Annotated in this window: 18 protein-coding genes; 6 read left to right on the forward strand and 12 right to left on the reverse strand. The window is 68.8% G+C overall.

Annotated elements, in window-relative coordinates; all coding sequences use genetic code 11:
• Nucleotides 1-115: 115 nt before the first annotated feature.
• Nucleotides 116-937: a DUF1266 domain-containing protein gene (locus tag NM2_RS13460; protein ID WP_067668340.1), complete on the reverse strand. Its 822-nt coding sequence runs from the start codon at nt 935-937 to the stop codon at nt 116-118.
• Nucleotides 938-1,070: 133 nt separating this feature from the next.
• On the opposite strand from NM2_RS13460, the gene NM2_RS13465 reads away from it, so the two are divergent.
• Nucleotides 1,071-1,322, forward strand: coding sequence for a DUF2277 domain-containing protein (locus tag NM2_RS13465; RefSeq protein ID WP_067668341.1), 252 nt, complete (start codon nt 1,071-1,073; stop codon nt 1,320-1,322).
• 122 nt (nt 1,323-1,444) lie between these two features.
• Here the strand turns inward: NM2_RS13465 and NM2_RS13470 are convergent, their stop codons facing one another.
• The 3 genes from NM2_RS13470 to NM2_RS48980 all read right to left on the reverse strand — a co-directional run bounded on the left by NM2_RS13470 (nt 1,445) and on the right by NM2_RS48980 (nt 3,759).
• The gene (locus tag NM2_RS13470; RefSeq protein WP_084530911.1) at nt 1,445-2,683 is read right to left on the reverse strand and encodes a PucR family transcriptional regulator; all 1,239 of its coding nucleotides are present in this window, start codon (nt 2,681-2,683) and stop codon (nt 1,445-1,447) included.
• Nucleotides 2,680-3,192: a hypothetical protein gene (locus tag NM2_RS48975; protein ID WP_157121066.1), complete on the reverse strand. Its 513-nt coding sequence runs from the start codon at nt 3,190-3,192 to the stop codon at nt 2,680-2,682. The genes NM2_RS13470 and NM2_RS48975 overlap by 4 nt, the downstream gene beginning before the upstream one ends.
• Before the next feature lie 81 nt (nt 3,193-3,273).
• Nucleotides 3,274-3,759: a hypothetical protein gene (locus tag NM2_RS48980; RefSeq protein ID WP_157121067.1), complete on the reverse strand. Its 486-nt coding sequence runs from the start codon at nt 3,757-3,759 to the stop codon at nt 3,274-3,276.
• Here NM2_RS48980 and NM2_RS13475 point away from each other — a divergent pair.
• The 3 genes from NM2_RS13475 to NM2_RS13485 are packed head-to-tail and all read left to right on the forward strand — an operon-like array spanning nt 3,746 to nt 7,088.
• Nucleotides 3,746-5,344, forward strand: coding sequence for an aldehyde dehydrogenase family protein (locus tag NM2_RS13475; protein ID WP_084530916.1), 1,599 nt, complete (start codon nt 3,746-3,748; stop codon nt 5,342-5,344). The two genes, NM2_RS48980 and NM2_RS13475, sit on opposite strands and share 14 nt — an antisense overlap.
• Nucleotides 5,341-6,180, forward strand: coding sequence for an SDR family oxidoreductase (locus NM2_RS13480; protein WP_067668344.1), 840 nt, complete (start codon nt 5,341-5,343; stop codon nt 6,178-6,180). Before NM2_RS13475 ends, NM2_RS13480 begins: the two co-directional genes overlap by 4 nt.
• Before the next feature lie 23 nt (nt 6,181-6,203).
• Nucleotides 6,204-7,088, forward strand: coding sequence for a PfkB family carbohydrate kinase (locus NM2_RS13485; protein WP_067668346.1), 885 nt, complete (start codon nt 6,204-6,206; stop codon nt 7,086-7,088).
• 196 nt (nt 7,089-7,284) lie between these two features.
• On the opposite strand, the gene NM2_RS13490 is transcribed toward NM2_RS13485, so the two are convergent.
• Complete coding sequence (locus NM2_RS13490) at nt 7,285-7,968, reverse strand: nucleoside/nucleotide kinase family protein (RefSeq protein ID WP_067668364.1); 684 nt, start codon at nt 7,966-7,968, stop codon at nt 7,285-7,287.
• 82 nt (nt 7,969-8,050) lie between these two features.
• The gene (locus NM2_RS13495) at nt 8,051-10,453 is read right to left on the reverse strand and encodes a serine/threonine-protein kinase (protein ID WP_084530913.1); all 2,403 of its coding nucleotides are present in this window, start codon (nt 10,451-10,453) and stop codon (nt 8,051-8,053) included.
• Nucleotides 10,454-10,594: 141 nt separating this feature from the next.
• On the opposite strand from NM2_RS13495, the gene NM2_RS13500 reads away from it, so the two are divergent.
• On the forward strand, nt 10,595-12,007 hold the full coding sequence (locus NM2_RS13500) for an amidase (protein WP_084530914.1): 1,413 nt from the start codon (nt 10,595-10,597) through the stop codon (nt 12,005-12,007).
• Nucleotides 12,008-12,021: 14 nt separating this feature from the next.
• Here NM2_RS13500 and NM2_RS13505 read toward each other — a convergent pair whose 3' ends face one another.
• The 5 genes from NM2_RS13505 to NM2_RS13525 all read right to left on the reverse strand — a co-directional run bounded on the left by NM2_RS13505 (nt 12,022) and on the right by NM2_RS13525 (nt 18,194).
• A complete protein-coding gene (locus NM2_RS13505; protein ID WP_067668348.1) occupies nt 12,022-12,912 on the reverse strand; it encodes a LysR family transcriptional regulator in 891 nt (296 codons plus the stop codon).
• A 1,096-nt stretch (nt 12,913-14,008) separates the two neighbouring features.
• The gene (gene hpt / locus NM2_RS13510) at nt 14,009-14,566 is read right to left on the reverse strand and encodes a hypoxanthine phosphoribosyltransferase (RefSeq protein ID WP_067668350.1); all 558 of its coding nucleotides are present in this window, start codon (nt 14,564-14,566) and stop codon (nt 14,009-14,011) included.
• A 50-nt stretch (nt 14,567-14,616) separates the two neighbouring features.
• Nucleotides 14,617-15,591, reverse strand: a complete 975-nt coding sequence (gene tilS, locus NM2_RS13515; RefSeq protein ID WP_067668369.1) for a tRNA lysidine(34) synthetase TilS — start codon at nt 15,589-15,591, stop codon at nt 14,617-14,619.
• Between the two features lie 8 nt (nt 15,592-15,599).
• Nucleotides 15,600-16,694 carry a zinc-dependent metalloprotease gene (locus NM2_RS13520; RefSeq protein ID WP_067668352.1) on the reverse strand — a complete coding sequence of 365 codons (1,095 nt, stop codon included), beginning with the start codon at nt 16,692-16,694 and terminating at the stop codon, nt 15,600-15,602.
• Between the two features lie 15 nt (nt 16,695-16,709).
• Nucleotides 16,710-18,194: a D-alanyl-D-alanine carboxypeptidase/D-alanyl-D-alanine-endopeptidase gene (locus tag NM2_RS13525; RefSeq protein WP_067668354.1), complete on the reverse strand. Its 1,485-nt coding sequence runs from the start codon at nt 18,192-18,194 to the stop codon at nt 16,710-16,712.
• Nucleotides 18,195-18,384: 190 nt separating this feature from the next.
• Here NM2_RS13525 and ppa point away from each other — a divergent pair, with 190 nt between their 5' ends.
• A complete protein-coding gene (gene ppa, locus NM2_RS13530; RefSeq protein ID WP_067668356.1) occupies nt 18,385-18,876 on the forward strand; it encodes an inorganic diphosphatase in 492 nt (163 codons plus the stop codon).
• A gap of 321 nt (nt 18,877-19,197) precedes the next feature.
• Here ppa and NM2_RS13535 read toward each other — a convergent pair.
• Nucleotides 19,198-21,730, reverse strand: a 2,533-nt coding sequence (locus NM2_RS13535) for an ATP-binding protein (RefSeq protein ID WP_067668358.1), incomplete at its 5' end; no start/stop codon positions are given.

The raw sequence follows: 21,730 nt of genomic DNA on the forward strand, positions 1-21,730 counted from the left end.
GGCGCGTCGGTGGTTACGGCTTCGAGGGATCGCAGCGGCTGCGCCGCATCCATTGATTGGGTTCAGGTGAAGCGAGCAGGGCGGATTTACTCGGAGTACGAGTAAATCCGTGTCCTCAGGTCGCTTGCAGGGCGATCCGGCGCCACGGTGAGGTCTGGCGCTGCCACAGGCGGATGAGTTCCAGGCGGCGGTCGACGCCGCCGGATTTGAGTTCGGCCAAGTCCTCGCAGGCCTGCCAGTAGGTCCAGCCGGTCAGATAGGCGTCGCCGAACTGCCGCCAGTTGCGGTAGCGGCGCTGGGCGGGGGTCAGGGCGCGCATCACGTATTCCCAGGCCACGTCGGCGTCCAGGTATCCGGCGGTGAAGGCCATGCGGGACACCGCGACGACGCGGGCCAGATCCCAGGCCTGGATGTCCGCGGGCAGCGGCTGCACCAGATGGTCGACCAGATCCAGCTTGATGGCCTGGGACCAGATGTCGTAATCGCGCACCAGCGCCTCGGGATTGTCCATCCCCCGAAACGCCCCGACCTGACGCAGGAAGGCCCGGTGCCGGTCGGCCCGCTCGCCGAAACGGTCGCGTTCGGGCGAATTGATCCCGGCCATGACCAGCGGATGCACCATCGCGTACAGGGGGGAGTGCATGCCTTCCAGGAGTTGTTCCATCGAGGCCATCGCCTCGGCCCCGTCGGTGATGCCCCACGCGCCGGTCAGCGTGTCGATGGCCAGCTCTCGGCGATCGCCGAGGGGATGCTCGCGCTCGGGGCCGAGCAGCAGCGCGTCGTGGAAAGCGTCCCAGCGCGCCGAGTAGAACGCGCCCAGTGACAGGGCACGCAGCTCGTCGTCGGAGATCTGCGCGCCGGACCAGTGATCGTCCTCGCGCCGATCGAGTTCTTCGTAGGGGAATGTGGTCAGGGTCGGCAGGTCGCGGGCAGCCATGCACCGATTGTGTCCCATCCATCCCGACCGGGCCCGCTATTTTGCGGACACCGTGTTGGAGAGAGTGCGAAACGCAACGCAGAGTTTTCACATTGACCGTCGAATGACAGGACCGAGGGCTAGTCTCGGCGCCATGTGTAGGAACATCACCGTCCTGCGTGGGCTGGAACCTGCCGCGACCGATCAGGAGATCTTCGCGGCGGCACAGCAGTACGTGCGGAAGGTCGGTGGGTTGACGGGGCTGTCCTCGACGACGAAACCGGCCTTCGACAAGGCGGTCGCGGCCGTCGCGGCGGCGACCACCACGCTGCTGGCCGAACTGCCCGACCGCCGGGTGCCGCCGCCGACCGAGCCGCCGCTGCGCCGCCTCGCCGCCACCGACTGACCGGGCTGCCCCTTTCCGGGCACGTCGCACCCGCGATGTCGCGGGCCGATGTCGCATGCCCGCCACACGCCGTTCCCGAACGGCATCCCCTCGTCCGGTCGGTCGCAACGACCCGACCGAGTTCAGCCGTGTCCCCGGACCCCGTAGACCGCCGCGCAGGCCAGGGCGAGTTCGAGGTGCAGGCCACGTTCCTCGATCGGCCTACCGAGCAGCTCGGTGATCCGCTGCAATCTATAACGCACCGTATTCCGGTGCACGCCAAGCTCTTTCGCCGTCGCATCCGGACTTCGGCGGCAGCGCAGATAGGCCTGCAACGTCTCGCGCAGCCGCGCGGCGTTGGGGCCCGGCCGGGCCAGTGCACCCAGTTCCCGCTCGATCAGCGCGCGCATCGCGGCCTCGTCGGCTCCGGCCAGATAGGCCACCTCGACCTGTGGATAACGCATCACCCGGCCGAGATCGACGACCGCGCGTTCGGCGACCAGACGCGCGGCGACCGCCTCCCGATGACTCTCCCGGAATCCGGCGATCTGCGCCGCCGGGCCGCCGACCGCGATCCGCACCGGAGGTTCGACCGTGGCGGGCAGCCGGTCGAGGCCGGCGTCGGCCTCGACGCCGATCCAGGCCCACAGGGCGCTCGCCCCCGAAGGGATCGTGAGCACGCCGCCGCCGAGGGCCGCGCCCAGTCGCGCGACGACGCGTTCGAGGGTTCCGAAGATCTCCGCATCCCCCGGCTGTTGGTCGTCGGTCCACAGCACGCAGGCGATGTGCCGTCCGGAGAGGCGGTAGCCGAGTCGGGCGGAAGCGGCCTCGACATCCGGGTTCGCACCGGCGAGCAGGGCGCGCACGATCTCGGTGCGCTGGTTCAGCGCGGCGCGCAGGCCGCGCTCGCGTTCCTGCATATACGTGCCGGTGAGCGCTTCGACCGAACTGCTCACCCACAGACTGGACCGCTCGAACAGCCGCAGCAGTACCGAACGTTCGATATCCGGTGGGGGATGGCGTTTTTCGAGCGTCTCGGTCATGTAATCCAGCACGGCTTCCTGCCCGAGGTGGTATACCCGCAGCAGCAGTCGCAGATCGTGACCGCGCCGGGCGACCGTGCGGGCGAAGGCGTGCGCCTCGGGCGGCACCGGATAGTCCAGCCGGTCCTGGGTCAGCCCGCCCAGCATCACCAGGGCGTGCGCCCGCGTGCTGGCGGCCAGATCGCGGCGCATATCGCGATCGGCGAGTTCGGGCAGCCGCCCGACGATCGCGGCGTCCAGCCGGTCGACGACCTGATCGAGGGTTTCCGTGCGCAGAGTTTCGGCGACGAAATCGGCGATCCACTGCCGGACCACCACGGCGGTCTGCGCATCCCTCACCCCACACCCTCCAACTTTGTCCCCGATGCACAAAAAACCCGGGAAGAGTTGACCGTAACTGCCAAGAACTCCGCCCCCGATTGTGCCACGATCATAGGCCAGTGAACTGATTCACATTTGCCCCGAAGTAGCCCCATGGGAGAGCAGCTCGTGTCCGAATCCGAACCGCGCAAGCCCGCGGCCCGCAAGTCCACCGGCAGCACACCGGCGCGGAAGACCACCAAATCAACGACAGCCAAGAAGACCGCCGCGAAATCCACCCAGCCCAAGACAACGACAGCGAAACGCGCACCGGCCAAGAAGTCCGCGCCGAAGCGCGCCACGTCCGAAAACCCTTCCGCCACACCGAGCACCGATACCACGACTACCGAGGCAGCAGCCGCGAACACCGGGATCGAGAGCACAACGTCAGCCAGCACCACTTCCGAAAACGCCGCTGCCACAGGTACACCCGCCTCGGCGGCATGGAACGACGGCGGCACCGCACCCGGCACGGAAGCCGCGAACACGACATCCGAGAGCGCAACCGCTCAGGACGCTGCGACAGACGAGTCCGCGCGTACGGACGCCGCCACCGAGGACACGCCGAGTCAGGGCGCGAAAGTCGAAAAGACAACGGACACCGCTATTTCTGACGAAGAGTCGATCGACGAAAGCTCCACGACCGATGAGTCGGCGCAGGCCGAAGTCACTACCGAGAAGACGGCAGACCAGGGCATGAAGGTAGAAACGGCAACGGCCACAGCTGTTTCCGAAGACCAAGCGCAAGGCGAAAGCGCCACGGCCGACGATGACACCGCCTCCGAGATCGCCGCCACCGGCACATCTACCGCGGCACCGGCGATAGCGGCAGTCACGGCCGAAGGCACGCCATCCCCGTCCGTCGACGAGGCCGCGTCCAACGCCGAGGTGGCGGAGGAGAAGGCAATGGCCGCAAGCGTTTCGAGTGATGTGCCATCAGTCGACGACACCGCCGCTGACAGCACGGGTTCCGGGAATACCGCATCCGATGAACGGACCGCCGGGGCGATCACCGATGCGGAAGTGGTGAACGAAAAGATAATGGCCACAAGCACTTCAGGCGATCGTGCTGCTCTTCCGGGCGCACGCTCCGGTGACGTGGAACGGGACGAGATCACGGTGCGCAATCCGGCAACCGGGGAGGTTGTCGGGGCGGTTCCGGAGCAGTCCGCCGAGGAGGTCGCGGCGGCGGTTCGGGAACTTCGGCTCTATCAGCCCGAATGGGAGGCGATCGGGGCCGAGGGGCGCAAGAAGTGGCTGCTGAAGCTGCAGGACTGGTTGATCGACAACACCGATCGGCTGGCCGATGTGGTGCAGTCCGAGACGAGTAAACCCCGGGTGGACGCGCTGATCGATCCGAGTTTCGCGGTGGATCTGCTCGGCTACTACGCCCGGCGCGCGGGGAAGTTCCTGGCCGACGAGCATCCCTCGCCGCACAGCCCGCTGAGCCGGGTCAAGCGGCTGACCACGGCGTATCGGCCGTATCCGGTGATCGGGATCATCACGCCGTGGAACTTCCCGCTGGCCATGCCCGCGCTGGATGTGATTCCGGCGCTGGCCGCGGGGGCCGCGGTGCTGCTCAAACCGTCGGAGGTGACGCCGCTCTCCGCGGTCGAGCTCGCGCGCGGCTGGGCCGAGATCGGTGCGCCGCCGGTGCTCACGGTCGTCACCGGAGGCGGGGAAACCGGCGCGGCAGTGGTGGATTCGGTCGATTACGTGCAGTTCACCGGCTCCACCGCGACGGGCAAGCGGATCGCCGCGGCCTGCGCCGAGCGGCTCGTGCCCTACAGCCTGGAACTGGGCGGCAAGGATCCGGCCATCGTGCTCGCCGACGCCGATATCGACCGTGCCGCATACGGAGTCGCGTTCGGCGGACTGTTCAACTCCGGTCAGGTGTGCATCTCGGTGGAGCGGGTGTACGTCGAGGCGCCGATCTACGACGAATTCGTCGACAAGCTCACCGCCCACGTGCGCGAGCTGCGTCAGGGCGCGGACGGCCGCGAGCCGGAACACGACCTCGGCGCGATGGCGAACGAGGCGCAGAAGGCCATCGTCGCCAGGCATGTCCAGGACGCGATCACCAAGGGCGCCAAGGTATTGACCGGCGGCAAGGCGACCGGGGTGGGCACGTTCTTCGAACCCACCGTGCTGGTCGACGTCGATCACGGGATGGCCTGCATGACCGAGGAGACCTTCGGCCCCACGCTGCCGGTGATGAAGGTCGCCGACGAAGCCGAAGCCGTCGCGCTGGCGAATGATTCGATCTACGGCCTGTCCGCGTCGATTTGGACCGGGAACAAGTCACGCGGGGAACGCATTGCGCGGCAATTGAATGCGGGCGCGGTCAACATCAACGACGTGTTCGCCAACCTGTTCAACTTCGCCCTGCCGATGGGCGGCTGGCAGCAGTCCGGCGTCGGCGCGCGCTGGGGCGGCGCGGAGGGTCTGCGCAAATACTGTCGCAAACAGGCGATTACGACGCCGATCCTGCCGACCCAGCAGAAGGAACCGTTCTGGTTCCCGTACAGCTCGAACAAACTCGTCTTCGCGCTGTCCGCCATGCGAGCGACGGGCGCGCGCGGCATGCGCCGCCTGGGCGTGCTCGATGTGATCAATACCGTTGGAGGTAAGGGCAAGTGACCGATGTGAGCATCATCCACGGCAAGGTCGTGGTGATCACCGGCGGCGCGCGCGGTATCGGACTGTCCACCGCGAAGGCGCTGCGGAAGCTCGGCGCGAAGATCGCCATCGGCGATATCGACGAGACGGCGGTGAAGGAGTCCGGCGCCGCAGCGGATTTCGAGCACTACGGTCCCCTGGATGTGACCGATCAGCGGTCCTTCACCGACTTCCTGGACGAGGTCGAACGACAGCTGGGCCCGATCGACGTGCTGATCAACAATGCCGGAATCATGCCCACCGGCAGGGTGATCGACGAGCCGGACGCGCTCACCCGCCGGATCCTGGAGATCAACGTCTACGGCGTCATCCTGGGCTCCAAACTGGCCCTGGCGCGCATGCTGCCGCGGCACAGCGGGCACATCGTCAACATCGCCTCGCTGGCCGGTGAGACCCACGTTCCGGGCCTGGCCACCTACAACGCCAGCAAGCACGCGGTCCTCGGCTTCACCGACACCTTGCGCGAGGAGTATCACGGCAGCGGGGTGGCGATCTCCTCGGTGCTGCCGACGCTGACCAATACCGATCTGGGCTCGGGCGTCACCGCGCCCAAACTGCTGCGCGCGGCCGAGCCGGAGGAGGTCGCGGCGGCCATCGTGAAGATGCTCGCGTCCCGCCGGTCGAAGGTCCGGGTCACCACCGTGGCCGGGGTGATCTCGCGGTTCTTCGGACTGCTGCCGGAGTCGCTCGGTGACGCGATCGGCCGGTCGCTGGGCTCGCAACGCGCCTTCCTGGACGATGTCGACGCGACGGCGCGCAAGAAGTACGAGGACCGGGTGCGCCGCACCGAGGAGTGACCGGCCCGCGCTAGGGTCGTGCCATGGCAACAGCGGTGTTCGTGGGGTTGTCCACGCTCGATATCGCCTATTCGGTACCGCGCTATCCGACCGAGGATTCCAAGACCCGGGCCCAGGACCAGTTCCTGGGCGCCGGGGGCCCCGCCGCCAACGCCGCGGTCGCCTACGCGGCGTTGTCCGGGCGGACACCGGCTCTGGTCACCGCACTCGGCGAACATCAACTGGCCCAACTGATCCGGCACGATCTGGACGAATTCGGCGTCGCCCCGATCGATGCGACACCGGGCGCGCGACATCGCCCGCCGGTATCCTCGATCGTGGTGGCGACCGAAACCGGCACTCGCACAGTGGTTTCCCTGGACGGATCGCAGATCAGCGCCCCGTTCGATCCGGCCCACGTGGGCCCGGTCAACGACGCGTCGGTGGTCCTGATCGACGGCCACTATCCGGAACTGGCCTTCGGATTCGCCACCGCCGCCCGCAAGCGCGGCATCCCCGTGATCCTCGACGCCGGACGCTGGCGCGACACCCACGCCGGGCTGCTCCCCTTGGTCGACATCGCCATCTGCTCAGCCGATTTCACGCCTCCCGGCCATACCGGTGACGTGTTCGACCAACTGCACGCCCAGGGTGTGCGGTACGCCGCGGTGACACACGGCAGCGCGCCCATCGCCTATTCGATGCCCGGTGGGCGCGGCACGATCGAGGTGCCACCCGCCGCCGCGACGGATACGCTCGGCGCCGGGGACATCCTGCACGGCGCGTTCTGCCACTATCACGTTGCGGGCCAACCTTTTCCACAGGCGCTGCGCAGCGCCGCGACGATCGCCACGTTGTCCTGCGCGCACCTGGGCACCCGCGAGTGGATTCGCGCCCTTCCCGAAACCGATCCGGCCACGGGCGAGTGACCGCTCGCGCGCGGGCAGTCGATCGGGCACGTGATCGATCGGGGCGAGTCGGGCGGCGGTCCGGATGGGCCCGGCGAGCATGTCCGCTCCGATGCGGCGCAGCGGTTCGCAGCCGGTAGCCGACACCGCGGCCGGCCTGGGCGTGTGGTGCGCAGCTCGGGTGGTCGGGCTCGGTCACGGGCGGTCCGTCCGGCGACTATGCGAGGCGGTAGCGTCGGCCGTCGCTGTAGAGCACCAGGTCCGCGCGGTCACGGGTCGCGGCGACGAGTTGGGCGTTCATCAGATCGCTCCGCTCCACCTTGGTCTCGGCGAATCCGGTGCTCTTGCCGCCACTGATATGCCTGTGCAGCAACCGGTTTCGCAGTGACTCGACCGGAACGTCCAGGTACCAGACCTCGTCGAGACAGTGTCGCACCACCGACCAGCGCGCCGCGCCGACGTCGTCGAGCAGCAGATAGTTCCCCTCGGTGATGACGATCGTGTGCCGGTCGAACAGCACCCCGCCGGGCACCGGATCATGCCGCTCCCGGTCGTACAGTGGCCACGAAACCCGTTCTCCCGCAGGTGTTTCCCGCAACTCGCGCAGACCCGCGAGATATCCGGCGACGTCGAACGTGTCCGGCTCGCCCTTCCGCGCGGAAGCCCCCGCGATCCGCAGCTCGGCATTGCTCAGATGGAACCCGTCCATCGGCGCGACCTCGGCGACCACATCCCCGGCCAGCCCGTTCACCGCATCCCGCAACGCCCCGGCGAGAGTCGACTTCCCGGCTCCCGGCGGCCCGGCGATCCCGAGCACGAACCGCCCGTCGCACCCCTGCGCACGCGCGCGCACCCGCCGCGCCAGCCCGTCGAGCGATATCTCGGCATCATCGCGGTCCATGCCGCCGACCCTACCGACGTCCGGCTCGCACAGATTCCCGATCATCCGCTCGACAGCGGCCTGCGCGCTCGGCAGGGCAGGTTCACCGCCGTGCCGGTTGCTTCGAAGTACGCTGCGCAGCGGCCGGGACCATCACCCGCTGCATCGCCTGAAGGTCGGCCTCCAGGGCGCGGAACAGCACGTAGGCGATCAGGAAGGCGATGATCGCGCCGACGCAGAGCACGCGCACGGTCGGGATCACCGACTGGATGTCCTGGGGGGACAGGAAGGTCAGGCTCGCGACGGCCAGGAGCGGGACCGAGGCGGCCAGCGCCAGGCAGGTGGTGCAGCGGCGGCCGAGGCGGCGCAGGCGCGCGGCGTCACCGGTGGCGATATCGCCGTGCCGCAGGAACATCGGATAGATGCACCGGATCGTGTAGAAGTTGACCAGGAGATACGGATACGCCACCGCCATCGCGCCGCAGATGAGCATCGAGGCAAGGAAGTGCACCACCATCGTCGCGGTGACCTCGCCGGTCGCCAGCTGCAGCGCGATCGGGAAGATGAGCGCGGCCATCCCCCACAGCGAAAAGCTCACCACCACAGCGCGATCCCCCAGGAGCAGGGCCTCGGATCTGGCCTCGGCCAGGACCTTCGGATCGACCTCACGTCCCTTGCGCAGCCTGTGCGGCACGGTCAGCAGCCGCCAGGACAGATAGATCACCACCCCGATCCCGAGGGGAAAGAGTATCGAGTTGACGATGGCGGTCAACCCGATGAAATAGTGCTGCGCCGGAATGCTGAGCCGATCGATGATCAGCTCCCGGTTGTGCTGGATATTGAACACCGAGGCGACCACATTGGGCATTCCGATGCACAGCACCACCACCGGCACCAGCCAGGCCCGCACCCGGATCCGCCAGCTCGACGGCGGCGGATCGACCAGATCCCGGCCCCGCTTGTCCAGGCACAGTTCGAACTGCTGGGCCAGTTGCGCGCCGTCGGCCCAGCGCTGCTCGCGATCGGGTTCGAGACAGGTCAGCAGCACGCGACGCAGCGCCGCCGGACAGTCCGGCGGAATCCGGTCGATGGCCGGGCCGCCCACTCCGGCACGGCGACGTTTCAGCATCGCCGACAACGTGGTGGCGTCGCCCGCCTCACCGGGGGTGGTGTCGTCGAACGGTTTCGCCCCGGTGAGCAATTCCCACAGCACCACGCCGAGGGAGTAGATGTCCGAGCGGGTGTCCAGATCCGCGGCGGTGCGTTCGCACTCCGGATGACATGCCTCGAGCTGTTCGGGCGACATGTACGCCAGCGAGCCGCCGAAGTAGGCGACCGGGCTGTCGCCGGCGAGCGTGCGGCTGAAACTGATGTTGAAATCCGCGAGTTTGGGCACCGCCTCCGCGGTCAGCAGCACATTGGCCGGTTTCACGTCCCGGTGCAGCACACCCTGCGCGTTGGCGTAGGACAGCGCCTCGGCGAGCCTGCGACCGAGCCAGGCCACGGTCTCGGGCCACGACAGGGCCGCGATCTCCGCACGCACGCTCGAATCCGAGGGCCGGATCTCGCCCTTCTCCTCCATCGCGGCGTCCACCGCGTCCAGCAGCAGCTGCCCGCTGCGGTGGTCGGGCGGGGTGGCCCGGACCCAGCGCAGCGCGCCCAGCAGCGTGCCGCCGGGCAGGAACTGCATGTACAGCAGCCGCAGGCGGCGCGAGGCGGGATCGCCGATGCCGGGATCCTCCAGCAGGCGCTGATCGAACACCCGCACGATGTAGTCGTGGTCGAGCTGGGCGAGGGTCTGCGGTTCGGTGCCGCGATCGGCGGAGATCTTGACCGCCACCAGCCGTTGCAGCGTGCGCTGCCGGGCCAGGAACACCCGCGCGAACGCGCCGCTGCCCAATCCGGTCAGCAGATCGAAATCGGCTACGCGCTGGCCGATTTCGAAACGATCCAGGACGTCGCCGGAGAGGGTGAGCGGCGCGGCGGTGAGTCCGGCGGTGGTGCGGGTCGCCTGGTCGTCCGCGATACTGGTGGCCGTCAGCTCCGGCCCGGCCCGGCGGGTGCTCAGGTCCTCGTCGTCGGCATTGATCAACTCCCGCAGCTCGACGGCCTGGTCGGGGTATTCGCGCAGGCAGTCCCGCGGGTCCACCCGATCGCCGCTGTGCCGGCGGATGACGAACTCCTCGTACACCAGCCCCGCGGGAATGAATTGCGGTGCGAGCTCCGGGAATTCGGCACAGTAGTCACGCAGCCGCTTGGGCGCGGCGGGCCCCTGCGCGGCATCCCGAGTCTCCGGTGGGTTGCGCAGCCAGCGATGCCGCATATCGACGCGGATCAGCTCGAGCAACGCGCCCAGGCGCAACGTCTGCGCGTCGGGCAGATAGTCCGCGATCCGCGGCGGCCGCCCGGCGGATTCCCAGGCATGCGCGAACTCGGTCACGGCAGAGAGTTCCAACCCGGCCGCTACCCGGCCGAGCCGGCCTTCGGCGTCGGAACTGTTACTCATCTCTACACCTAACACCCGGGTGCGATACGAGATTTCGCCACACCCCACATCATCATCCCCCCACCGCCGCCGAAATGATAATTTGCGCATCAGCACCGAATCAGCCCATATCGACCACGACGCGGACGGGGGCTAGACAGCATGCACAACGAGGGCTCCGCGATAGCGGACGCAACTCCGGCCACATCGGTGTCACCGGCCACACGAGCGGGCGATCATCCGGAAACGGCCACCGAGGTAGCGGCGGCGGTCCGGGACGGAGTCGCCGATCCGGAGCAGATCATCGAGGCGGCGCTGGACCGCATCCGCGGCGGAGATCCGAAGATCAATGCTTTCACTGTGGTTCGCGCCGAACGGGCCGTCGCGGAGGCCCGAGCGGTGGCCGAGCACGCCGATCTGGACGCGCTGCCGCTTGCGGGTGTGCCGATCGCGGTGAAGAACAACATCGACGTAGCCGGTGAGGTGACCCGGGGCGGTTCGCGGGCGGGCGGCGAACGTCCGGCGACGGCGGATCATCCCGTGGTGCGGCGGCTGCGCGCGGCGGGCGCGGTGGTCGTTGGACTCACCGAACTGTGCGAATGCGGCCTGTTCGGCACGACCGACACCCCCGAACGAATTACCCGCTCCCCCTGGAACATTCGCTACAGCGCGGGCGGATCCTCGGGCGGGTCCGCGGCGGCGGTCGCGGCCGGGCTGATTCCGGTGGCACACGGGAACGACGGCCTGGGCTCGGTCCGCATACCCGCCGCGGCCTGCGGCGTGCTCGGGGTGAAACCCGGCCGTGGCGTGGTGCCCGCCGAGGTGGGCCTGGATTCCTGGGGCGGCATGACCGAGAACGGCGTGCTCGCGACCACCGTCGCCGATGCCGCGCTGACGCTGTCGGTGCTGGCCGATCAGCCCGCGCTGGCCGATCTGGAACCGCCCACCGGACTGCGGGTCGCGCTGGCGGTGGGTTCGCCCTCGCGGCTGATCCGGGTCGACGAGCAGTGGGTGCGGGCCGCCGCCGATGCCGCGTTGACCGCGCGGTCGGCTGGGCACACCGTGCAGGAGGTGCAGCTGCCCTATTCCGGTGCGGCGCTCGCGCTGGCGCTGCGGTGGGTGGGCAATGCCGCGCGAGAGGCCGCGGCGACAGCGCATCCGGAGCGACTACAGCGGCGCACCCGCACACATGCGTCCGTGGGCCGTGCGGTGTTGCGCGCCGGATTGATCCGCCCCAGCCAGGTCGATCGCATCGAATCCCGGCTGCTGGACTTCTTCGACCTGCACGATGTGGTGATCACGCCGACGCTGGCCTGCCCGCCGCCGCGCGCGGTGGCCTGGCATCGCCGCGGCTGGTTCCGCAATATGCTTACGAGCGTTCGCTTCTCGCCATTCACGCCACTGTGGAATCTGGTCGGCTGGCCCGCGTTGAGCATCCCGATGGGACTGCACCCGCGCACCGGGACGCCGGTGGCCGCACAGCTGGCCGGCCCGCCGGGCAGTGAATCGACTCTGCTGCGACTGGCCGCTCAACTCGAGTCCGAACATCCCTGGCAGCGGACCGCGCCCTGCTAGCGGTCCGGCCGGATTCAGTCGGATACGGCAGCGGGCACCGGAGCGCCGAAACCACCGGCCAGTACGCGATTGGCGAAGTCGAGGATCGTGGCGCGATCGTCGTCGGCGCGCCAGGCCACGGCCAGCTCGCACGGCGGCAGTCCGGCGACCGGACGGGCGGTCAAGCCCGGCCAGCGGTACATCGGCACATTGCTCTCGGCCAGCAGGCACACGCCCAGGCCGAGACTGACCGCCTCGAGTCGCTCCTCCGCGGTCGCGGCCTCGCCGCCGACCTTCGGTGCACGACCGCCGCGCGCGTCGTTGCCGAGCCAGAATTCGCGGGCGGCGCCGGCTTCGGGCGGCATCGCGACGAACGATTCCTCGGCCAGTTCGGCGAATTCGATGGCTTCGCGGTCGGCGAGCCGATGGTTCTCCGGTAGCAGCACCCAGCGCGGTTCGCTGCGCAGCACCCGCCACCGGTAGCGGCCGATATCGGGGACCGGAAGCCACATCAGCGCCAGATCGGCCTGTCGCCCGGCCAATCCGCTGGACGGGTCGGTCCAGGACGCGGAGTGCAGGGCGAGCCGATGCCCGCTGGCGCTCTCCAGATCGGCGATGAGCCCGCGCCCGATCGAACTCTCGATGCCGATGCGCAGCACCTCGCCCGCCTCCTGCAGCGCGACGTTGGTGACCTCCCACAGGTCGAGGATCTTGCGCGCGCCCTCGAGCAGTTCCTTACCCGCGACGGTGAGCGCCACGCTGCGCTGATTGCGATCGAACAGCACCACATCGAGCTGACGTTCGAGCTGGCGGATCTGCCGCGACAGGGTGGGTTGAGCGATGTGCAGCCGCTGAGCGGCGTTGGTGAAGTGCAGTTCCTCAGCGACGGCGACGAAATACCGCAGGTCGCGCAAATGCGGGTCCATAGCACCTTGCTATCAGAATCGGTGTTGAAAATCCAGCCGTATCGGTCCCTCGAGTCCGGTTAAGCGGACGGAAACAGCCGATAGGTTTGTTAAGGACAGCATATGGCGTGACGGAACTATTTGCGCACCCACCTCCGCGAATCCTCGGACAACCCATTCCAATCCGATTCACAGCATCGATGAAACAGACCGAACAGCAATAACTCTCGAATCCCCCACCGAAACCCCCCACCCCCGCCGACAATGCGACCGCCACCGCACAGCGCAGCAAACCCTCGATCAAACCGCCCGCCAGGTACCGTTATCAAACGGTGATTTTAGTCACATTGCCCCAGGCCCAGGCTGTTGAGCGTCCAACCGGAGACCCGCGACGCACCCGCCGAAACGTCACACGGCGACGTCACAACGTTCCACCACACTCACCCCAGGAAGGAGCGCGAACCCCAGATCGACACCCCCGCAAGGCATTTCGCGCAACAATCAGCGCCTCTACCGCAGAACCCTTGCATCGCTGATTCGAATTACCCACCGCCACAACGGAACAGAACGCGAGATGCGCCCAACCGGCCCGTCCGGAACGAATCTCGGCCCCGGCATCCGCAATATCTGCCGGGCTCAGGATCTACCGCTGCCCGCACCCCGTCCGGAGAGCCCCCGGCGTTCGCGCCATCCAACTGAGTATCCGCCGGTTACCCGGACCTCGACGGGCCCCCGGAGCCCGACATTCGCAACGCGGCAAGGCCCGAATCACAACCGAGTTACGCACGCACCGACAGAAACGCGACATGCCCACTCGCCCGCCCCGGACGGAGCAAGCCTGCCGACAAGAAGTTCGCGACCGAACCACCTCCGCATACACCGAACCGGAGCCGTCGACTACAACGACGCGAGATGCACGCTCTCCCAGCCCCGCACGGAGCGAGCCTTCGAGCGACCGTTCGCGGCCGGCTCGCCGATGAGCACTCGAAGCGCATGGGCGAAGCCCGAGTCTCGAGTGCTCATCGGCGAGCCTTGGGGGCCGCGAACACGCCGGAGCGAAGCGGAGGCCAAAGACCCGGCACACGCCGGAAGCGGAGGCCATCGAACACAGTGGCAATCAGGCAGGGCTGTAGACCTTCGGGGCGAGGGTGCCGATGTAGGGCAGGTCGCGGTAACGCTCGGCGTAGTCGAGGCCGTAACCGACGACGAATTCGTTGGGGATGTCGAAGCCGACGTGCGCGACCTCGACGTGGGTGCGCAACGCGTCCGGTTTGCGCAGCAGGGTGACGACCTCCAGCGAGGCCGGATTGCGGCTGGACAGATTGCGTTTGAGCCAGGACAGGGTGAGGCCGGAATCGATGATGTCCTCCACGATGAGAACGTTGCGGCCCGCGATGTCCTTGTCCAGGTCCTTGAGGATCCGCACCACGCCCGAGGAGGAGGTGGACGAACCGTAGGAGGACACGGCCATGAATTCCATCTGGGTGGGAATCTGCAATGCCTGTGCCAGGTCGGTCATGAAGAAGATCGCACCCTTGAGCACCCCGACCAGCAGGAGATCGCCTTCCGGCGCGTCCGTGGGATACCTCTTGGCGATCAGTTCGGCGAGTTCGTCGACCTTCGCCTTGATCTGCTCCTCGGTGATCAATACCGACGCGATGTCGTCCCCATACACGTGCGCGGGTCTCCTTCGATGATGATCCGGAATGACCCCGGTCACCCGGATCAATATGGTGTGAACGCCATCGTCAGCTTCCCATGTTCGCGTCTGGCAACCAACCTCGTCCCCGGTTTCGCCCCACCGACCGCCACCCCGCCCTGACCGCGCCAGTCCGTGATCAGCGCATCGACCGCGCGTAAATGCTTCTCCGTCAACGCTTTTGCGCCACCGGCCAGCAGCCAGGCACGGATGACACGTCGGCGAATCGCTTCCGGGGCAGTGGCGATTGTCTCCACCGAGAGCGTCCCGCCATCACTCGCGGAGGTCAGCAACTCTTCGGCAATCGCGTCCAGGGCGGCGCCGTCCGCGCGCAGCTGGGCGGCCGTGCGGGCCAGCGCCGGCGCGACCGAACCGCCGAGCACCTCCTCCAGCAGCGGTAACACCTCGGTCCGCAGCCGGACCCGGGTGAACTCGGGCGAGCTGTTGTGCGGGTCGTCGTGTGGCCGCAGCCCGAGGTCGGCACACAGCTGCCGGGTCTGTGCGCGACGCACCTCCAGCAGCGGACGCCCCCACGGCTCGGCGAATTCGGCCATACCCTGGATGGAACGTCCGCCGGATCCGCGCGCCAGGCCCAGCAGCACCGTCTCGGCCTGATCGTCCAGGGTGTGGCCGAGCAGCACGGGCAACCCCGCCCGCGCATCGTCCAACGCCTCGTACCGGGCCCGCCGGGCCGCGGCCTCGAGTCCGCCCTCGCCCCGCACCCGAACCGTGAGCACCCGCGCCGACCGCACCCCCAATCCGAGCGCCGCCTCCGCGGCCTCGGCCGCCACTGCCGCCGAACCCTCCTGCAGACCGTGATCCACGATCAGCGCATCCACAACCGCGGCCTCGGCCACCGCCGCCGCGGTCAACGCCAGCGAATCCGCACCGCCGGACAATCCGACCGCGACCACCCCGTTCGGAGCATGGCGAGCCAGCCACCCGCGCACCGCGTGACGCAGCGCCAATGCCGCCGGAGTCTCCGGAAACCCTTGCGGCAGTGCGGTATTCAGCCCAGTACCCGATCGATCCAACGCTGCGGCACGGCGATCTCGTCGGTGCGCGGCAACGTGTCGCCGTCGGTCCACACGGTGTTGAACCGGGTCATGCCGACCTTGCCCACCACCTCGTCCACGAACGCCTTGCCGCGCACGTACTGGGCGACCTTGGCGTCCACGCCGAGCAGCGCGCGCATCACCCGCTGCACCGGATTCGCCGGACGACGCCGGCGTTGATCGAAGGCCCGGCGAATCTGCTCCACCGTCGGCACCACCGCGGGCCCGACCGCGTCCATCACATGATCCGCGTGTCCCTCGAGCAGCGTGCCGAGCATCAGCAGCCGATCCAGTGCCTCGCGCTGCGGCGGGGCCTGGGTGGCGCGCAGCAGGCCCAGCACACCCCGATCGGCCGGATCGTCGGATTCCTTCTTCGCCACGGTGCCGCGACGCCGCTCACGCACCTCCTCCAGCAGCCGCTGGAGCATCTCGTTGACCGGCTCGTCGCCGACGTCGCCGAGCACCTCGACGTTGTGCTTCATATAGTCGGCCAGCCACGGCGCGGAGGAGAACTGCACCCGATGGGTCACCTCGTGCAGGCACACCCACAGCCGGAAATCGCGCGGCACCACACCGAGGGTCCGCTCGACCATCACGATATTCGGCGCGACCAGCAGCAGCGTGCCGTCCGCACCGCTGAACGGGTCGTACTGCCCGAGAATCGCGGTGGACAGGAACGCCAGCATCGCCCCCGCCTGCACCCCGGCCGGTTTACCGCTGAACCGGCCGGGGTCGTTCTCGCCGGTGAGCGAGGCCATCGACGCCGCGGCCGCGTTGATCCAGCCGGGACGGTCCACGATTCGCGCCGCGGGCACCGCGCGGTCGTCGAGGAGTTCGCTCACCTCGCGCACCGGCCCCTCCGCCCGCGCGGAGGATTCGGCGAGTTCGACGACGACCTGTTCGGCCGAATAACGCGAGGTGCGCGGCCCGGCCGGAACCAGGGCCGCGCCGGTCCGCGCGGCCAGCCGCCAGTCGACCGCACCGGCCAGCGCCGAATGCTTGGGCGCGCCGGGAACTTCCGCGACGACGCCGTCACCGGGTCCGGTCATAACTCACTCCGCCCGTCAGGAGCAACCGCAGTTGCGCAACGTGGCAACGACGGCGTCCAGCGCCGGCCGGCTCGCCTCCGGCGGCCGGTCGTTCGACATCAGTGCGAATGTCAGCACCCGGCCGTCGTTGTCCAGGACATACCCTGCCAACGCACTCGACACCGACAGAGTTCCGGTCTTGGCCCGCACCCAGCCCGCGGCAACGTGGTCCTTGGGCGTGGTGAACCGGTAGGCCAGCGAGCCGGTGCCCGCGCCGACCGGCAGATAGTCCAGCAGCGGGGCCAGCGGATCGTCGCTCGCACCCGCGGTACTGGCGACCGCGGCGCTCTGCGTGCCGGTCGTCTGTGTGCTGCCGGTCCGCTCGACGCCCGGGGATCCGGCCGCCTCGGTGAGGAGCTTGTTGAGCAGCCGGGCCGGGACGCGATCGTCGGTGGACAGGCCGCTGTTGTCGTGCAGCACCACCCCGGTGGTGTCGAATCCGGCGGCGTTCAGCGCCGTCAGCGTGGCCTGTGCCGCGCCCGCGAAGGACGGTTCGGCGCCGGCGGCCACGGCGATCTCGCGGCCGATGGTCTCGGCCAGAACGTCATCGGAGTGGGTCATCATCTGGGTCAGCCGATCGTGCAGCGGCGCCGACTCCACCTTCGCGACCGTGGCCGCGCCGACAGGGGCGTTGCCCGCGCGGACCGAGGCCGGATCCATCCCCAGCGACAACGCCAGCCGACGTCCGGCGTCCAGCGCCGGAGTCGGGCTGCGCGGGGAGTATTCGACCAGCGGATTCACCCGGCCGCCATCGAGCATGACCGATTCGATCGGCGCCCAGGAACCGCCCGCGATATCGGCCGGATCCCAGCCGGGCGCCTGCGCCGGACCCTTGTACGCGGAGTTGTCCACCAGGACGCTGCTGAAGGTGCGGCCGGTCGCGCGGATCTGCGAGACCAGATCCGAGAGCTTGGGACCGTCCGAGTAATAGCCCTTGCCGTCGGCCTGCGCGGTCAGCGTCGGATCGCCGCCGCCGACCAGGACCAGTGTGTTCGAGCCCGGCGCGGCGACGATCTTCGTGGTCACGCGCTTGTCGGAGGGCAGCACCAGCAGCGCCGCGGCGGCGGTGAGGACCTTGGCGGTCGAGGCCGGGATGATCGGCTTGTCCGCGTCCTTGCTCCACAGCACGTTCCCGGTCGCCGCATCGGTCACCGAACCGCTGAACGAGCCCAGATCCGGATTGGTCACCACCGCGGCGAGCGCGGTGCTCAAGCCCTGCTTCGACGGCGCGGGCGCGGTCGCCGACGCGGCGGACAGCTGCGGGGAGGGGGCCTGCGGCGAGGGTGCGGCCTCGATCTTCAGCCCGCCGTGCCGGAACTCCTCGGTCCACGGCCGCACGATGAGCACCACCGCCGCGGCCACGGCGACCACCACGACGACAGCCGCACTCACCCAGATCCGGATGTTGCGCCGCCGCCGAGCGGCCAGACCACCGATGTTCTTGCTGCTTCGACCTGCCACCTGACCGTAGTCTCCCTAATAACACGTGCGACACCGCCGTATCGCGTCCCTGCCGCACCAGTGCGCCCATCGACCACACTATCCTCACCTCGCCGGCGTTCCGCCGAACAAGCTGGCGAGTCGGAGCCCACCAGCGGCCGCGATGCGAGTCGCGGCCAGTCGAATACGAGCAGCAGACGAAGGAGATGACGTGGAGTTCGACGTCACCATCGAGATCCCCAAGGGTCAGCGCAACAAGTACGAGGTCGATCACGAGACCGGCCGGGTGCGGCTGGATCGTTACCTCTACACCCCGATGGTCTACCCGGCCGACTACGGCTACATCGAGAACAGCCTGGGCTCGGACGGCGATCCGCTGGACTGCCTGGTATTGCTGCCGGAATCGGTGTTCCCGGGCGTGCTCGTGGAATCCCGTCCGGTCGGCGTGCTGTTGATGAGCGACGAGGCCGGCGGCGACGAGAAGATCGTCGCGGTTCCGGCCGGTGACAAGCGCTGGGACCACATCCAGGACGTCACCGACATCCCGGAGTTCGAGCGCAAGGCCATCGAGCATTTCTTCGAGCACTACAAGGACCTCGAGCCGGGCAAGTGGGTCAAGGTCGACGGCTGGGACGGCAAGGCCAAGGCCGAGACGCTGGTCGAGGAGGCGTTCGCGCGCCTGAAGGAGCAGGGCGGGCACTGAGCCCGAACCTGAACCGCTCCAACGGTTTGCGGCGCGGCTCGCCGCCGGGATGGGGCCCGGCGGTGAGCCTCGGGGCGCCGCAAACCCGCCGGAGCGGAGCGGAGGCCGAGATCTCAGCCGTCACCGCCGACCCCCCGTGCGACGATGTCGGCCAGGTCCACGGCCGCAACGGAATTCACGGGCTCTCGACCGAATTCCGCTGACAGGAACGCTAACCCGTGGCTCCCAACCGCCGCATCTCGCGGAGCACAGGATATCCACAGGTCAGCGCGTCGATGAGACGGAAATGATCGAAAAATGATGTGACAACCAGTCGTCCGGCTATCGCGCGGCCTCCGCGTCACCCCCCAGACGCGCGTGCAGAATCGTGACGACGGGAGCCTCGCGTTCGGCGTCCACGCGCTCGTGGACGAGATGCGTGTCCTCGAGTTCGGACACGATCTCCGCGGTGGCGCGCAACACCCGCTGTTCGTCCTCGGTGCGGCCCAGCGCGCCCAGCACCGCCGCGTGCAGCAGCATGATCCGCGCGCGATGCAGCGGCCCGGCCGCGCGGGTGACGGTGTCCACCGCCTCGGCCGCGATCGACTCGGCCCGATCCAGCGCCCCCGCCAGCAGGCACACCTGGGCGTGGCGGGCCAGCGCGAAGCCCACGCGCAGTTGCGATCCGCTGCGTTGCGCCGATTCCACTGCCCGCGTGCACAATTCGATACCTCGTTCGAATTCGCCGAGGAAGGCCAGCGCCGCGCCCCATTCGTGCAGGGCCATGCCCGCCAGCGCGGCGTTGCCGATCTGCTCGGCCAATTCCCATCCGGCCCTTGCCTGTTCGGCGGATTCGAGGTAGCGCCCGGCGTCGGACAGGGTCTTGGCGGCGTGCACCAGCGCGGCGCATTCGATGGCCGGATCCCCGACCCGGCGTGCGATCCGCATCGCGCGCGCGACATGGGCGAGCGAGGCCGCGGATTCGTGGCCCTGCCGGGTCGATCCGGCCAGCAACTGGGCGGCGAAGGCGGTCAGCCGGGCGTCGCCGGGATCGTCATTGCCCAGGGACAGCGCGATGCGCTGGTGATCGCGGCCGATCCGCATGCGAGCCAGCGAATAGGTGAGCACCGAACCCAGCGCGACCCGCACCCGGCATTCCAGCCCGCGATCCCCGGCCCGCAGCGCGGCGTCGAGCAGTTCCTCGAGCGCGCGGGCGAGTTCCTGCGCGTTCGGGCCGCCATCGATCAATTCCGCCATGGCCCAGGCCAGGTCGGCGCACAACGCCAATTCCGCGCGGACCCCGGGCGCGTCCCGGGACATGCCGCGCCGCGCGACCTGACCGAACAGCCGGACCAGATTCGGCCGCTCGGCATTGAGCCAGGCCTGAGCACCGACACCGTCACCGAACGAAAGCCCTTGCACCCGAGTGCGACTGAGGTGCTCCGGCAGTCTGGTTCCCGGATTGCACACGGCGACAACATTTTTCATGGTCGCCAGATAGAATTCCAGCAGTCTACGCAGCGCGGCGGGTTCGTCGGCCGGATCCACCAGTTCCCTGGCGAACAGCCGCAGCAGGTCGTGGTAGGTGTAGCGGCCGGGTGCGGGCGCGTCGAGCAGGCTCAGATCGACCAGCGTCTCACACAGCAGTTCGGCCTCGTCGCGGCTCATGCCCAGCACCGCGGCCGCACCGGGCAGCGACAGATCCTCCACCTCGGGCACCGACAACATCCGCACGGCCTCGGCCTGCGGCGGCTCGAGCTGGTCGTAGTCGACCCGGAACACCGCGCCGACGGCGAGATCGCCCGTGCGCAGCACCGCCAGCCGCTGCTGCTGGTCCGCGAGCCGCTCGGCGATCGAGGCGATACTCCAGCGCGGCCGGGTCGCCAGGCGCGCGCCGATGATCCGCACCGCCAACGGCAGCCGCCCGCACGAGCGCACCACCTCCTCGGCGGAATCCGGTTCCGCGGCAACACGTTCGGCCCCGATGACGCCGCCGAGCAGGTCCAGCGCCTCGGGTTCGCTCATCTCCTCGAGCCGCACGGTCAGCGCCCCGGCGAGTTCCGGCACGGCCGCGCGACTGGTGATCAGCACCGCCGACCCGGCGGTGCCCGGTATCAGCGGGATCACCTGTTCGGCGTCGCGGGCGTTGTCCAGCAGCACCAGCACCCGCCGGCCGTCCAGCAGACTGCGGAATTGCGCGGCACGCTGATCCGGCGTCGCGGCGATCTTGCCCTCGGGTACGCCGAGCGCGCGCAGGAAATCGCCCAGGACGTCACCCGGCTGCGCCGTGCCGTGCAGATCGGTGTGCAGCTGACCGTCCGGGAAGTGCTCGCGCACCCGATGCGCGACGTGCACCGCGAGGGTGCTCTTGCCGACCCCGCCCATCCCGGCGATCGCGCACACCGCGACCGCACCCGTCACATCGGTGAGCCGTTCGGTCAGTCGCCGCACCTGCTCCTCGCGACCGGTGAAATCGGCGATATCGGCCGGTAACTGCGCGACCCGCGACGCCGGTTCGGCCACCGCGACGGGCGAGCGGACCGGCGCCAGATCCGCGCGCAGGATCCGCTCGTGCAGATCGGTCAGCAGCGGGCCCGGTTCGATGCCCAGCGAGTCGATCAGGGTGCGGCGGGTGTCGGCGAACACCTCTAGCGCCTCGGCCTGCCTGCCCGCGTGATACAGCGCGGTCATCAGCAGTTCCCGAATCTTCTCTCGCAGTGGATGTTCCGCCGACAACGGATGCAGTTCGCCGATCGCGGCGGCGAAGCGGCCCAGCCGCAGATCGGTCTCCAGGCGACGCTCGAGCAGGCTCAGGCGGCGTTCGGACAACTGCGCGCGCAACCGCTCGGCCAGCGGGCCGGGAATTCCGGCCAGC

The organism is Nocardia miyunensis NBRC 108239 (assembly GCF_001613065.1).
GTDB lineage: Bacteria > Actinomycetota > Actinomycetes > Mycobacteriales > Mycobacteriaceae > Nocardia > Nocardia miyunensis.

Excerpts from the sequence above, each read along its gene's own strand:
- NM2_RS13460 (WP_067668340.1), bottom strand. The coding sequence starts at position 937 with ATGGCTGCCCGCGACCTGCCGACCCTGACCACATTCCCCTACGAAGAA.
- NM2_RS13465 (WP_067668341.1), top strand. The coding sequence starts at position 1,071 with ATGTGTAGGAACATCACCGTCCTGCGTGGGCTGGAACCTGCCGCGACC.
- NM2_RS13475 (WP_084530916.1), top strand. The coding sequence starts at position 3,746 with ATGGCCACAAGCACTTCAGGCGATCGTGCTGCTCTTCCGGGCGCACGC.
- NM2_RS13485 (WP_067668346.1), top strand. The coding sequence starts at position 6,204 with ATGGCAACAGCGGTGTTCGTGGGGTTGTCCACGCTCGATATCGCCTAT.
- NM2_RS13490 (WP_067668364.1), bottom strand. The coding sequence starts at position 7,968 with ATGGACCGCGATGATGCCGAGATATCGCTCGACGGGCTGGCGCGGCGG.
- NM2_RS13495 (WP_084530913.1), bottom strand. The coding sequence starts at position 10,453 with ATGAGTAACAGTTCCGACGCCGAAGGCCGGCTCGGCCGGGTAGCGGCC.
- NM2_RS13500 (WP_084530914.1), top strand. The coding sequence starts at position 10,595 with ATGCACAACGAGGGCTCCGCGATAGCGGACGCAACTCCGGCCACATCG.
- NM2_RS13505 (WP_067668348.1), bottom strand. The coding sequence starts at position 12,912 with ATGGACCCGCATTTGCGCGACCTGCGGTATTTCGTCGCCGTCGCTGAG.
- NM2_RS13520 (WP_067668352.1), bottom strand. The coding sequence starts at position 16,694 with ATGACCGGACCCGGTGACGGCGTCGTCGCGGAAGTTCCCGGCGCGCCC.